This is a genomic window from Pseudomonas cavernicola, from assembly GCF_003596405.1.
Lineage (GTDB): Bacteria > Pseudomonadota > Gammaproteobacteria > Pseudomonadales > Pseudomonadaceae > Aquipseudomonas > Aquipseudomonas cavernicola.
This window is the reverse complement of the sequence record NZ_QYUR01000002.1, coordinates 1,831,011-1,844,635: the sequence shown is the minus strand read 5'-3', so window position 1 is coordinate 1,844,635 and position 13,625 is coordinate 1,831,011. Positions and strand designations below refer to the sequence as shown.

At 60.7% G+C, this 13,625-nt stretch carries 13 protein-coding genes and 1 pseudogene; 7 read left to right on the top strand and 7 right to left on the bottom strand.

Annotation, left to right across the window (positions count from 1 at the left end; genetic code table 11):
• Positions 1 to 18: 18 nt before the first annotated feature.
• The 6 genes and pseudogenes from D3879_RS08900 to D3879_RS08875 form a co-directional block, all read left to right on the top strand.
• Positions 19 to 732, top strand: coding sequence for an ABC transporter permease (locus D3879_RS08900; protein WP_119953765.1), 714 nt, complete (start codon positions 19 to 21; stop codon positions 730 to 732).
• Positions 733 to 750: 18 nt separating this feature from the next.
• Positions 751 to 1,494 (top strand): ABC transporter permease, encoded by a 744-nt coding sequence (locus tag D3879_RS08895; RefSeq protein WP_119953763.1) that lies wholly within the window; start codon positions 751 to 753, stop codon positions 1,492 to 1,494.
• Positions 1,491 to 2,273 carry an ATP-binding cassette domain-containing protein gene (locus D3879_RS08890; RefSeq protein ID WP_119953760.1) on the top strand — a complete coding sequence of 261 codons (783 nt, stop codon included), beginning with the start codon at positions 1,491 to 1,493 and terminating at the stop codon, positions 2,271 to 2,273. Before D3879_RS08895 ends, D3879_RS08890 begins: the two co-directional genes overlap by 4 nt.
• Positions 2,274 to 2,323: 50 nt before the next feature.
• Positions 2,324 to 3,775, top strand: a complete 1,452-nt coding sequence (locus tag D3879_RS08885) for a diaminopimelate decarboxylase family protein (protein WP_119953758.1) — start codon at positions 2,324 to 2,326, stop codon at positions 3,773 to 3,775.
• Between the two features lie 165 nt (positions 3,776 to 3,940).
• On the top strand, positions 3,941 to 4,894 hold the full coding sequence (locus D3879_RS08880) for a LysR family transcriptional regulator (RefSeq protein WP_119953755.1): 954 nt from the start codon (positions 3,941 to 3,943) through the stop codon (positions 4,892 to 4,894).
• A 39-nt stretch (positions 4,895 to 4,933) separates the two neighbouring features.
• Positions 4,934 to 5,344, top strand: a pseudogene (locus D3879_RS08875) (Ldh family oxidoreductase); the annotation flags it as partial.
• Between the two features lie 70 nt (positions 5,345 to 5,414).
• Here D3879_RS08875 and D3879_RS08870 read toward each other — a convergent pair.
• The 7 genes from D3879_RS08870 to D3879_RS08840 all read right to left on the bottom strand — a co-directional run bounded on the left by D3879_RS08870 (position 5,415) and on the right by D3879_RS08840 (position 12,087).
• Positions 5,415 to 5,942 (bottom strand): cytochrome b/b6 domain-containing protein, encoded by a 528-nt coding sequence (locus D3879_RS08870; protein WP_119953753.1) that lies wholly within the window; start codon positions 5,940 to 5,942, stop codon positions 5,415 to 5,417.
• A gap of 3 nt (positions 5,943 to 5,945) precedes the next feature.
• A complete protein-coding gene (locus D3879_RS08865; RefSeq protein ID WP_119953751.1) occupies positions 5,946 to 6,212 on the bottom strand; it encodes a PepSY domain-containing protein in 267 nt (88 codons plus the stop codon).
• A gap of 93 nt (positions 6,213 to 6,305) precedes the next feature.
• Positions 6,306 to 7,682: a PepSY-associated TM helix domain-containing protein gene (locus tag D3879_RS08860; RefSeq protein ID WP_119953749.1), complete on the bottom strand. Its 1,377-nt coding sequence runs from the start codon at positions 7,680 to 7,682 to the stop codon at positions 6,306 to 6,308.
• A gap of 48 nt (positions 7,683 to 7,730) precedes the next feature.
• Positions 7,731 to 8,204 (bottom strand): copper chaperone PCu(A)C, encoded by a 474-nt coding sequence (locus D3879_RS08855; RefSeq protein ID WP_119953747.1) that lies wholly within the window; start codon positions 8,202 to 8,204, stop codon positions 7,731 to 7,733.
• Positions 8,205 to 8,266: 62 nt separating this feature from the next.
• Positions 8,267 to 10,306, bottom strand: a complete 2,040-nt coding sequence (locus D3879_RS08850) for a TonB-dependent receptor family protein (protein ID WP_119953744.1) — start codon at positions 10,304 to 10,306, stop codon at positions 8,267 to 8,269.
• 242 nt (positions 10,307 to 10,548) lie between these two features.
• Positions 10,549 to 10,929: a DUF2946 domain-containing protein gene (locus D3879_RS08845; protein WP_119953742.1), complete on the bottom strand. Its 381-nt coding sequence runs from the start codon at positions 10,927 to 10,929 to the stop codon at positions 10,549 to 10,551.
• Between the two features lie 240 nt (positions 10,930 to 11,169).
• Positions 11,170 to 12,087, bottom strand: coding sequence for a LysR family transcriptional regulator (locus tag D3879_RS08840; protein WP_119953740.1), 918 nt, complete (start codon positions 12,085 to 12,087; stop codon positions 11,170 to 11,172).
• A gap of 371 nt (positions 12,088 to 12,458) precedes the next feature.
• Between D3879_RS08840 and D3879_RS08835 the strand changes: the two genes are divergently transcribed.
• The gene (locus D3879_RS08835) at positions 12,459 to 13,472 is read left to right on the top strand and encodes a zinc-binding alcohol dehydrogenase family protein (protein WP_119953738.1); all 1,014 of its coding nucleotides are present in this window, start codon (positions 12,459 to 12,461) and stop codon (positions 13,470 to 13,472) included.
• Positions 13,473 to 13,625 lie beyond the last annotated feature (153 nt).

Below are 13,625 nucleotides of genomic sequence, written 5' to 3'. Positions count from 1 at the left end.
TCGCGAAGAGGATGTCCTATGGAGTGGCTCAAATACCTGAGCTTCAGTGATGGCGGGTGGGGCGATGAGTTGCTGAGTGGCCTGGGGGTCACCCTGTCACTCGCCGTGGCGACCTTGCCGGTGGGTTTGTTGCTGGGTTTGCTGGTGGCGGCGGTGAGCCTATTCGGTCGCCCCGTGTCCCGTTCACTGGCGGTGGCCTTTACCACCACCATCCGCGGGCTGCCCGAGTTGCTGACGCTGTTCATCATTTATCACGGCGTCGGGCTGGGGATTAACAGCCTGCTGAAGTGGTACAGCCCGCAGTCCGGCTATTTCGAGTTGAGCCCGTTTCTGGCCGGGGTGCTGGCGCTGGGCATGGTCTTCGGCGGCTATGCCAGCGAAGTCCTGCGCGGGGCCTGGCAGGCGCTGGACAGGGGCCAGCTGGAAGCCGCTCAGGCCCTGGGCGTGCGGCGCTTCACCATCTTCCGCCTGATCGAGTTGCCGCAGCTGCTGCGCCTGGCGCTGCCGGGCCTGGGCAACTTGTGGATCAACCTGTTGAAAGACACGGCGCTGGTCTCGGTGATTGCCCTGAATGACCTGATGCGCATGGCCAATGTGGCGGTCGGGACAACCAAGAAGCCGTTCGTATTCTTTCTGGCGGTATGCCTGATTTATTGGGCGATTTGCATCCTGTTCGAGTGTTGCCTGGCGCGCATGGAAAAACGGGCCAACCGCGGCTTGCGCGCGGCATAACGGCAGAGGGTAAACAGCATGATTGAAATTTTAACCCGCTATGCCAGTCAGTTAACGGCCGGCGCCAACATGACCCTGCAGATCACGGTGATTGCCGTAGTGATTGCCTGCTCGCTGTCGTTGCCGCTGGCCATTCTGCGGCGCAGCGAACAGGCATATTACCGCTGGCCAATCAGGGTCTATGTGTCGTTTTTCCGCGGCACGCCATTACTGGCGCAGTTGTTCCTGGTGTATTACGGCTCGGGGCAGTTTCGCGCAGAGTTGACCGAGATCGGCCTGTGGTGGTTCTTCCGCGACCCTTATTACTGTGCACTGCTGACCTTCGCCCTCAACTCCACCGCCTATCAAGTGGAAATATTGCGTGGTGGCCTGAGGGCCGTGCCCTATGGCGAAATCGAGGCTGGCATTGCCCTGGGTTTGTCCAAGTTCCAGCAATATCGAAAGATCATCTTGCCGAATGCCTACCGGATTGCGTTTCCGGCCCTGGGTAATGAAATCATTCTGCTGTTGAAGGGCAGTGCCGTGGTCAGCGTGATTACGGTGCTCGATGTGATGGGGCAAACACGGCGGATATTCTCGCAGACCTTCGATTTGTCGGTGTATTTCTGGGCGGCACTTATTTATCTGGCGATGACCACGGTGTTTGTTCTGCTCTGGCGCCGGCTGGAAAGATATTTGACGCGGCATATGCGTTGTCGGGTTGCCGAACCACGTAAAGACCTACCACTCGCAACGCGGGTACAGACAGGGGCTTCATCATGAACGCAATTAACAATAACAATGCGGCGTTGCAAGTTGAGGAATTGCACAAGTCGTTTGACGGCGTCGAAGTTCTGAAAGGCGTTTCGTTGTCGGCGCAAAAGCATGATGTCATCAGCATTATCGGCTCCAGCGGTTCGGGCAAAAGCACCTTGCTGCGCTGCATGAACCTGCTGGAGTTTCCGGACAGCGGCAAGTTGCGGGTGCATGGCGAGGAACTCGATCTGGCGCCCAACTTGCGCGGCGGCCGTTCCCGGCGCTTTAAGCGGCAAATCGAGCGGGTGCGTTCGCGTCTGGCCATGGTCTTCCAGTCGTTCAATCTGTGGCCGCATATGACGGTGCTGGAGAACGTGATGATGGGGCCTTGCATCGTGCTCAAGCGCAACAAGGACGAGGTCGAGGCGCAGGCGAAAACCCTGCTAGCACGGGTTGGCATGCTGGAAAAATGTCATATGTACCCGGAATGCCTGTCCGGTGGGCAGAAGCAGCGGGTCGCCATTGCCCGCGCCTTGGCCATGGACCCGGAGGTGATGCTGTTCGATGAGCCCACCTCGGCGCTGGACCCGGAGCTGGTCAACGAGGTGCTGCTGGTCATTCGCGAGCTGGCCCAGGAAGGCCGCACCATGATCATGGTCACCCATGAAATGCGCTTTGCCCGCGAGGTGTCGTCCAAGGTGGTGTATTTGCACCAGGGGCGGATTGAAGAGCAGGGCAGCCCGGAACAGTTATTCAACTCTCCGCAGTCCAGCAACTTGCGTCGGTTGTTAGCCAGCCAGCACTGATTAATTAGCCAAAACTTAAATACTGCCCTTGCATAAATGAGTGATCAATTATGAGTCAAGTTGTCTCGTTGCACCCATGGAAAAGAAAACAGCACCTTAATAGTGAAAATAATCGATTGCTGATCGATGGGGTTAACGCCGCTGAGTTGCTGGCGCGCTATGGTTCACCGCTGTATGTCTACTCGGAAGCCAAATTGCGGGAAAATGCCCTGGATATTCTGGGTAACTTCCGCCGCGAACATGCCAATACCCGCGTCTGCTTTGCCAGTAAGGCCTGCGCCAACCTGGCGGTGTTGAAGGTATTCAAAGACTGCGGCTTGTCGGTGGAAGTCAATTCCGGCGGCGAGTTCTACAAGGCGCGGGCCGCCGGATATTCCCCGGCGGACATGGTGTTCAACGGAGTGGCCAAACAGATCGGCGAACTGCGCGAAGTGATTGCCGCCGGAATCAAGGCCATCAACGTCGACTCGCTGTCGGAGCTTGCGCGCATCCTCGCGGTGGCGACTGAGTTGCAGCAGCAGGCGCAGGTGACCCTGCGCATCATTCCGGAAATCAAGGGCGGCGCGGCGGCCGGCTGGCAGACCGGCACCTCGGCCTCCAAGTTCGGTATGACCAGCCTGGAGCAGGCCGAAGCCATCGCGCTGATCGTGCAACATCCGGCGGCCTTGAAGATGGTCGGCATCCACGCCCATATCGGCACCCAGGTGAATGACATTGCGGTGTATGAGGCGGAAGCGGACTTCCTGATCGGCTATTTCCAGCAGGTGGCGGAGATGCTGCCTTACCCGCTTGAGCATGTGAACCTGGGCGGTGGCTTTCCGAAAAACTACAGCAGCGCGGCGGACAACTTCCAAACCGTCGCCGCGCATTATTGCGAGAACTATCGCACCACGATCGATTTCGCCCTGTTGTCCAAACATCTGATCAAGCCGATTGCCCAGGCGTTGGGCGAGCAGATTGAAATCATTGTCGAGCCGGGCCGCAGCATGGTCAGCGATACGGCGATTTTGCTCACCCGCATCGAGGCGGAAAAACAGCGTCAGCAGCACCCGGTGTATTACCTGGATGCCGGTTACAGCGTGCTGTTCGATATCTATAACGGCTGGTATTTCCATATGCTCAACGCCTCGCGCGCCGATGACGTGCTGACCAAGCACTGCCGCATGGTGGGGCCGCTGTGCGACAGCAGCGACACCTATTACGACATCGAAGGCGAGGGTGCGGTGAACGCCTTGCTGAATGCCGCGCCGGCGCTGCAGGAGCACCGGGGCCTGCTGGAAGAGGTATTGATCAATCAACCCAATATGCGTGAATTGCCGGCCGCCACCGCGATCGGTGATGTGATCGCCTTGCTCGATGTCGGCGCCTACGCACTGGAAAACATGACCGAGTACTGCGGTCGCCAGTCTGCCGCCGCGGTGCTGGTGGATCTGCAGCAAGGCAGCCGCCTGATCCGCCGCCGTGCCGAATACCAGGACCTGCTGGCCTATGACGTCGACTGAGGCGTCGTCCCCACTGATGGTGCAACCACAGGCGCCCGGATCTCACGATTCGGGCGCTTTGTTTGGCGCCCTTGCGGCCTGGCGTGCAGTTGCCCGCGGCCTGGCTGCCAGTGCTATGTTGTGCCCGGTGCACATGCCGTGACGGCTGGCCTGGGAGAGAATCGTATGTTGTCACCGCGTGAGCGTTTGTTGCGCAATCTGGACTGGAACCTGTTGTACACCTTCCTGGTGATTGTCGAGGAAAGCAGCATCACCGGCGCGGCGCGCAAACTGTCGCTGAGCCAGCCGAGTGTCAGCAATGCCTTGAAGCGCCTGGAGGCGCACCTGGGCATGCGCCTGATCCATCGCAAGAAAGGCATGTTTTCCTTAACCGAGCAGGGGCTGCGGGTGTACGAATATGTTTCGTCGGCCGGCAGCATCATCGACAACATGGCCGAACAGTTTGCCGGCGAAGCCGACGCGGTGCTGGGCGAGCTGAATATGCAGGTCGCCAGCCATGTGAGTTGTCAGTCGTTCGATGACAGCCTGGCGCAGTTCCATGGCCTGTATCCCAATGTGTTGATCAGCATCAATGCCCAGCCCAGCGCCGATATCGTCAATGCGGTGGCGGAAGGGCGGCTGCATATTGGTATCAGCAACAAGAAAACCGCCCAGACCGGCCTGCATTTCGACTTGCTCGGTTATGAACAGATGGCCTTCTACTGTGGCTCCCGGCATCCCTTGTACGGTCGCACAGAGCTGACGGCCGCGGATTTGCGCGGCCTGTCGTACGTGTCCTTTGAAAGCGACCAGCCGGGCGAGGGGCTTAGCGCGGTCAGCTCGGTACGCGCCGAGCAGCAGTTCTGGGGCAAGCTGGTGGCGGTATCCTCGAACGAGGAGGAGGTGCGCCGCCTGATTCTGGCGGGGGTCGGTTTTGGTGCTCTGACGGTCGAGGGGGCCAAACCCTTCGTGAAGCAGAACATCCTCTTCCAGCTGCCGCCCTATGAAAATTTGCCGGTCAACGAGGTGTACCTGGTGACCCCGGAAAACCTGCCACTCAGCGATGTCGAGCAGCTGTTTATCGCTATGCTCAGGGCGGCCGCCGTTGCCGCCGTGCGGGAAAAATACTTCAAGTCATAACAGCCCGTTTGCCCGCTTTACGGCGAGCTGGATGGACGCCGGGCGCTGCCCGTGGTCGAGGATGTCGCAGCGAGCTTTGTGCGGGTCGATGCGGCGAACGGCTTCGCCCAACCGGCCTTGGCCGCAGCCTGCCAATTGCTGGTGGAAAAGGCCCGAAACTCAGGTATCGCTGTGTTGGCTATTCGCAATTCCCACCACTTCACCGCGTTCTGGCCCGATGTCGAGCCCTTTGCCCGCGAAGGGCTGGTGGCGCTCAACCTGGTCAACAGCTTTGCCTGCGTCGTGCCCCATGGCGGCCATAGCGCATTGTTCGGCACCAACCCGATCGCCTTCGCGGCCCCCCGTGACGGCGGCGATCCCATCGTCTTCGATCTGGCCACCAGCGCCATTGCCAACGGCGGTGTACAAATTGCCGCACGCAACGGTGCCAGCTTGCCAGCGGGGATGGGTCAAACCCAGTGATCTACCAGCTCTGTAGGGTGGGCTTCAGCCCACGCGGCTCGCGGAGTAAGCGCCTGCGCTAACGCTGCCGACGGCGCCCGGTGATCATCGACAAGGGCAGGTTTTCCTTCAGCCTAAAGCTCTCGACCAGCGCCGCCGTCACATGCAGGCAGATCAGGGCAAACAGGGCATCGGCGAAGAACACATGCACATCCCGCGGCAGGTCTTCGCCCCAGAAGTAGTCGATTTCTTCCAGCATAAAGCCGGTGATGCCCAGCCCCAGCATCAACGACAACATCAAAATCATCACCAACCCGCCCAGCGGCGAATGCCCGAGGCGGTGATGCGGCTGCCTGCCGAGCAGTGCCCGCACATGCTCGGTGAGGCGCGCCGGGGTCGGCCAAAAGTCCTCCCAACGCGCCGCTCCTGAACCAATGAAACCCCACACCAGACGCAGCAATACGCAAGCCACTGCGTAGTAACCGAGCCAACGGTGCCAGCCATCGCCCGCTTCATTGAAGAAGTAGTCGGAGAAAAAGGCGACTACCAGTGACCAGTGGCACACACGCACCACCGGGTCCCAAAGGCGTAGGGTTTCCTGGCTCATGGATTAGCCCTCGACTTCTTCCTTGACCACCTTGCCGCTGACCGGATCGAAGTAGATCTCGACTTTGCGCTTGTCCTTATCGAAGCCGTAGATTTCGTAGCAGTTGCCCTTGGTCACCTTGAACTTCTTGATCTCGTAGCCCTGGGTCTTGAGGTTCTCCTGGAACTTGGTTTGATCCTGCCACTGCGCCTTGTCGGCAGTGGTGCATTCCGGCCCGGCGAACGCCAGCGGGCTAGCGACGGCGAGAGCAAGCAACAGAAGTTTACGCATGTGAATCTCCTCGAGCGGTTGGGATTGCCGCGTAAAAATAAGTCCATGCGCCGGTTTAAGCCAGCAATAATTCTCAGCCGCTACTGCTTCTCGTCATCTTTCCAACACTGCTCGGGGACGCGCCAGGCGCGAAAACAGCAACCAATCCAGCGCGCCAATCACCACCAGCGAAGCACCGACCAATGGGAAAACCACACCGAGCACGGCAACGATCACCAACGCGGTTTTCCACAGCGGCAGGTCGTGACGCAGCGGTGGCACGCCAAGACTGCCTTGTGGGCGGCGCATCCACCAGATCACCAGACCGCTGATCGAACTGAGCAAAATCAGCAGGCAGACCGCCAGCATCAGCAGTTGGTTGGCCAGACCGAAGAACTTGCCTTCGTGCAGCACCACGCCCATTTCCACGCTTTTCGCCACCGCGCCATAGTCCTGCCAGCGCACGTCGGCCAACACCTTGCCGCTGTATTGATCGACATGCAGGGTCGCATCGTTGCGCGGGTCGTCGGCGAATACCGCGATGGTGTAAACCCCTTCCCCACCCTTGGGCAGGGTCACGCTGTAACCCGCTACCACGTCCTGGGCGCGGGCTATGTCGAGAATCTGCTGCAGGCTGACTTGCGCAGCAACCGGCGCCGAGGAGTTCATGGCCTGCCCAGTGTGCGCGGCATGCGGATCGGAGGCCGGGATCGGCGTATTTTCCACCGCCCAGGCGACGGTCTGCCCCTCTGCCGTGTTGAGGCTGCGCGCTTGCTGAGCGGACTTCGGCACCTCATTCCACATCACGGCTGGGAAGCGGTTCCAGACACCAGCGAAGGTCTCCCCCCAGAAGCCGGTCCAGGTCATGCCCGTCAGCAGCATGAACAGCAATAGCAGCGCCCCCCAGAAGCCGGTAACCGCATGCACATCGCGCCAGAGTAGCCGGCCGCGATTGGCCAGGCGTGGCCACAGCACACCGCGCAAACCATTGCCGCGCGGCCACCAGAGATACAGCCCGGACACCACCAGGACGACGGCCCAGCCGGCGGCCAATTCGATCAGCCGATCACCGAACTTACCGATCAGCAACTCGCCGTGCAGGGCGCGGGCGATCGCTTGCAGGTTATTCACGGCGTCTTGCGTGCCAAGCACGGTGCCTTGGTAGGGATCGAGAAACACATTGAGCTTGCGCTCGCCTTCAGTCACCACGAATTGTGCGCTGTGCTGCACATCCACCGGAGGCAAGTACTGGCTGATCGCCGCCTGCGGATAGGCCTGTTTGACCAGCGCCAGTTGCTGATCCGCGCTGAGCAGTTGCTCGCCCTGCGGCACCAACAGCAGGTCGGCGTAGAGCAGGTTATCCAGTTGCGGTTTGAACAGGTAGACGATGCCGGTCAGCGACAGCATGATCAGGAACGGGATCACGAACAGCCCGGCATAGAAATGCCAACGCCAGGCCTGGTTGTAGAAGGAACCACTTGGCTCGGTCATGATTAAGACTCCTCTTGAATGAGCCCTCAGCGAAAAGGGCTCGTCGGCTCAGTTCTGTTGTTCGTGCTTATGTTCTGCGGGCGCTTCTTTCTGCACCGCCACCTCAACCTTCACGTCACCGGCTTTCTCGAAGTGCAAGGTCAGCGGGAAGCGCTCACCGTCACGCAGTTGCTGCGTCAGGTTGAACAACATCACGTGGTAACCCATGGATGCGAAGGCCGCCTCGCCACCAGCGGGGATGTCCACGGCCTGGACTTGCTGCATCTTCATCAGGCCGTCTTTGTGCACATGCTCATGCAGTTCGGCCTTGCCTGCTGCCGGGGTGTCCGCACCGAGCAGGCGGTCGGCGCTGGTGCCTTGGTTATGCACGACGAAGTAGGCCGCGGCGGTGGGCGCATTCGTGGGCATTTCCCGGGACCACGGATGCTCGATGTGCAGGTCTCCGGCCTGGTACTCCTGCGCCGAGACGCCCCAGGCGCAGGTCAGCAGGGTGGTCAACAACAGGGATTTGGTCAGGGTCATGGTGTCTCTCCTGGGTTGCGACTCAGCGGTTGTAGGTAAGCAATCGAAAATTCGGACAGGGCTCATAGCCGCCACTCCAGGCCGGCGAACACGCTGCGGCCATCGCCGGGGAGGAACTGCGCGCTGTCCCGGCCTTTGGCATCGGCGATCACGCCCGTGGTGGCGATGTAGGTTTTATCGGAAAGGTTGCGGCCTTCGACGAAGAAGCCGAAACCTTCGCTCGGTCGATAGCCACCCTTCAGGCCCCAGATCGCATAGCCTTCAGCGAACAGGGTTTCCGCCTGGTCGACGTTGTAGTGGTTTGGCGCCCACTCAAAGGTCGGGCCGGCATACCAGCCTTCCTGCCGCCACAACGCCTCACCCTTGATGAACTGGCGGGGAGTGCCGGCCAGGCGGTTGTCGCCGTAGACCTCGTCGTTGTCGAAGCGGAAATCATTGAACAGGTACTGGCCGCGCAGCACGATCTGGCCAAGAGTCAGCGCCCCGCCCAGCTCGACGCCCTGGTGGACAGTGCGGTCGGCGTTGATGGTGCCCAGCGGCTGGCCGTTGCCGTCGTTGAGCGCCAGCAGCTCATCGCGGATTTCGCTGCGATAGACCGCCAGATCCAGGTCGAGGTTGTCACGCGACCAACGCAGGCCGGCTTCGAGGGAGTTGGCCTTCTGTGCGTCGTTCCTGGTCACCACCTGGCCGCCGGTCAGCTCGCTGAAGGTCGGCGGCTCGAAGCTCTGGCTGAAGTTGCTGAACAACTGCACGCCCTCGGCCAAGTCATGGCGCAGGCCGATACGACCAACACGACCCAGGTAGGTTTCGTTGAACGACTCATCCTGCGGCAAGCAGAAGGCCGTGACGAAGGCGTTGCACTTGAAGCGGTCGTCGACATCGCGCTCCTGGTGCAGCCAGGCAACGCCACCGATCAAGGCCCAGCGCTCGGCCAGCGGCACCTCCAGCTCGCCAAAGGCGTTCAGGTTGCGCGCGGTCTGGTGCAGTTCGTTGACCTTGCGCCCCTTGTGCCCGCGGACGTTAACGTAGCGCGAGTCCCAGTTGCGCCCCTGGCTGGCTTCGACGCCGCCAGTCCAACGCCAGCCTTGCTCGTTCTCCCATTTGTGCGCCAGACGCAGGCCGTAGTCTTCGCTGTTGATATCCAACACCTGGAAAATCGGGTGCCACAGCGATTTCTCGCTGTAGTAACTGGACAGCTCCAGGCTGTGACCGTCATCCAGTTGCAGCGTGGTGATGTTGCCGACGCGGTTGAGGGTGAAGTCACGGCGTTGATCGCCGGTGATGTTGCCCGCTGCGGCCTGCTCGGGGTCGCGGCGCAGCTGCGCCTTGGTCAGGTTGCCGGGCAGTTCGGAGTCGGTCTCCACATGGGTCAGGTAAACCCGGGTGGACAGTCGCTCATTGATGCGCCCGCCGAGGTTGGCGAAGTAACGCTGGTTGTCCTGCTTTGCGTGGTCGCGAAAGCCGTCCTGGGCTGAGTCGGAAATGCTCAGGTAACCGTCCCAGTCGCCGAAGTCCTGGGCAAAAGCGCCATACAGGCGGTGATAGCCAAAGCTGCCGCCTTCATAGCGCAGATCCACCGGTGGCGCCGTCTTGCCGGTGGGCGTGACGAAGTTGATCGCCCCGCCGAGGTTCGCCGCGCCATAGCGCCAGGCGTTGGCGCCGCGCAGGACTTCGATGTGGTCGGCGGCCAGCGGCTCGATGGTCTGGAAGTCGAAGCTGCCGTCGGCAAGGTTGACCTGGGCGCCGTCCTGCATCAGCAGCAGGCCACGGCCGTGGAAGGTGCGTTGCAGGCCGGAGCCACGAATCGACAGGCGCGCCTCCTCGGCTCCAAAGCGCGGCTGGATGAACACCCCGGTGGCCAGGCCCAGGGCATCTTGCAGGGTGCTGCTGCGGCCTGTCTTGTAAGTTTCCGCATCGACTACCGATGCGCCGCCAGGCACGTGCGAGAAGTCCGCGCGTTTCTCGGCAATAGTCGGTGCAGTTGGGTCCTTCTGATATTCACCTGTGACCAAGGTGTCTTTGAGCTCCACGTGCTCGGCCAAAGCCCAGGGTGAAATGCCGGCGCCCAGCGCAAACAAGCTCAGGATAGGAAAATTACGCATACCGCTCTCCTCGGATTCTTCTTATAACTTTCACTTGGCGACCCCCGGCCACCTCTTAGCTGTAGCGCAAGGCCACAGCAGCCCATTGGACTCGGGGAAAGAACTGCTCGTAATTGGTCACGGTTGCAGCGGGATAGGCTTTGCCATGCCCGCGCAGCTGCTGGCTGTGACGGCGCCCTCGGGCCAAGTCAGACGCACGGAAACGCGCACCGATAGGCGACTACGGGGGCCGAGCAGGAGAGTTAGAAGGGGGAGGCGCGGGGGTTGGCCGAGGGCCAGGTATAGCGGGGAGGAGCCTTACTGAATGGTTCATGCGCAGGGCGCAGACTGTCAGGCGCGCGGCGCAACCAGCTGAGGCAGAACAGCAAGGCCAGACCGAGGCTGAGCGTACCGCACAGCGGGCAACTGAAGGTGCTCGACCAGGTACTGTCCGATACGGTTCCAGCACCGGAATCCAGGGTCGGGCCGGAGTTGCCTTCGGCCGAGCAGAATGCCCCTCCGACGCCATTCAGGCTCAAGCCGAGCATTTGCCCGTGACCAATACCGCAGGCGAGCACATTGAACAGGACGCTGAAATACAGCATCCATGCAATGAGCGAACGATCAGTACGCGCTAGTTCCATGGCCGCGACTCTAGTGTGCTGTCTCGGAAATACGTTCAAGAATTGGCGAGTGGATTTTGTTGCCAGACAAGGCGCCGCGACGAGTCATAGCTCAGCTATGGCGAGGAGCGGCAACGCAGTATGGCGGCAAAAGACGCCGCCAAAATTGAACAGTTATTTTTGAAACAGCACATTAGCATTGCACCCTCGGATAGCAAGCTCCAGCCCTGTGCTCGATTGCCGCAGCCAGAAGCTCCTGAACTAGCCAGACCACGGCTTCCGTACCAGCAGTTCGGCGCAGCGGCGCTGGATAAATTCACGGAGCAAATGCACCGCTTTACTCAGTTGGGCGCGATGAGTACAGACTAGGTTAAGCGGTGCCAACTCGCCACGCAGCTCAGGCAACAACACCCGCAAACGGCCGGCCTGCACATCGTCCGCGACATCCAGCCAAGACTTGTAGACCACGCCGCGACCAGCCACGGCCCAGCGGCGTACCACGTCTGCATCATCGCTGACGCGATTGCCACTCACCGTCACGCTGAGTTCGCGCTTGCCGTCTTGAAAGCGCCAGCGTTCATGCAGCCGCCCGCCGAGCATGTACAGCAGGCAATTGTGCTGCGCCAGCTGATCCAGCCGCCGCAGTTCGCCGTGCTGGTGCTGGTACGCCGGCGCTGCGCAGAGCACTCGCCGGTTGCTTGCCGCCAGGGGCAACGCCACCAGGCTGGAGTCTTCCGGCGTGCCATAGCGAATGGCGATGTCCACCTGCTGGCGATACAGATCGGCCACCCGGTCGCCGAGCAGCAGCCGCAGGCTCAGTTGCGGGTGCTCCTGCTGGAACTCATCGAGCCAGGGCAGGAGCACGTTGCGGCCAAAATCGGACGGTGCCGAGAGCTGCAATACGCCGCTGATGCCAACCTTACTCCCGGCCAGTTGTTGCTGACCTTCTTCTAGGTTTTGCAAAGCCGCCCGCGCATAGCCGAGGAATTGCTCGCCCTCCGGGGTCAGGCGCAAGCTGCGGGTGGAGCGGGCAAACAGTCGTACATCCAGCTGGCGCTCCAAGCGCTTGAGCGCCCCGCTAGCGACTGCCGGCGACACGTCCAAGGCACGGGCTGCGGCGGACAAACTGCCGAGCTCGGCAGTCCGCACCACGATTTGCAGGTCATCCAGGCGCAACATGGTTCAGCCCTTTATTTTCAACAAATAGTTGAAGGAGACTCTATCTCTACCCGGTTTTTCTACTTCGCGAAATAGTCGACCATGGATTCAGTTAACGGATAAGCACCGCTGCCCCACTGCGCCAACCCGCTGTAATGCATCGCCTGATCCGCTCACCCAAGAGCCTGTTCAAGATCTAGGCGAGCGCCGCTCAGGTAAGGCGAAAACGGACGCAACGTAGCGCAGCGAAGTAACAGCCAAAGGCTGGCCCGCAGGGCGAGCGTAGCGAGTCAAAAGCGCAGTTTACGTGTGGTAAATGAGCATTTTGAGTTCGTTTTCAACGCTGCATGAGCAAGCGCAGCCAGATATTGAACAGGTTCTAAGGAGCCAACATGAAAGCCATCGCCTATTACCAGTCCCTCGCCATCGACAACCCCGAGTCGCTGCAAGACATCGAACTGCCGGAACCAACACCTGGGCCGCGCGACCTGTTGGTCGAAGTCAGAGCCATCTCGGTCAACCCGGTGGATACCAAGATCCGCCAGAACGTGCAGCCAGAAAACGGCCAGGCCAAAGTACTCGGCTGGGATGTGGCCGGCGTGGTCAAAGTCGTCGGCAGCGACGTCAGCCTGTTTGAAGTCGGCGACAAGGTGTTCTACGCCGGCGCCCTCAACCGCGCGGGGGGCAACAGCGAGCGGCACGTGGTCGATGAGCGCATCGTCGGACACATGCCGAAAAACCTGAGCTTCACCCAGTCGGCCGCCCTGCCGCTGACCGCGATCACAGCCTGGGAACTGCTGTTTGAGCGCCTGCAGATTGCGCAGAACAAAACCGACCAGCAACAAAGCCTGCTGATCGTTGGCGCGGCCGGCGGCGTCGGTTCGATCCTGACCCAACTGGCACGCCAGCTCACCGGCCTGACCGTGATCGGCACCGCCTCACGCCCCGAAACCCAAGCCTGGGTGCGCGAGCTTGGCGCCCATCACGTGATCGACCACAGCCAGCCGCTGAGTGCCGAGCTCAAGCGCATCGGCATCGGGCAGGTCACCCATGTCGCCAGCCTGACGCAGACCGACCAACACTTCGATCAACTGATCGAAGCCTTGGCACCGCAAGGCAAACTGGCGCTGATCGACGACCCGAAAGCGCTGGACGTGGTCAAGCTCAAGCGCAAGAGCCTGTCGCTGCATTGGGAGTTCATGTACACCCGCTCGCTGTTCGAAACCGCGGACATGCTCGAACAGCACAAGCTGCTCAATCGGGTGGCGGAGTTGATTGACAGCGGCATTTTGAAAACCACCGTGGGCGAACATTTCGGCAGTATCAATGCGAGCAACCTGCGCCGCGCCCATGCCCTGCTTGAAAGCGGCAAGGCCAAAGGCAAAATCGTGCTGGAAAGCTTTTGATCTGCGAGCTGCAGGTTGTCGGCAGCCATGCGGCAACCTGCGGCGTGGCCAGGATTAGCGTTTCAGCAGCGCCGCGTTAAGTCCCGAACAATTGCCTGTCTGAAAGACTGGCGACCGTCAGTCGGGCGGATGATCCAGGTCAAAGAAAGTTCA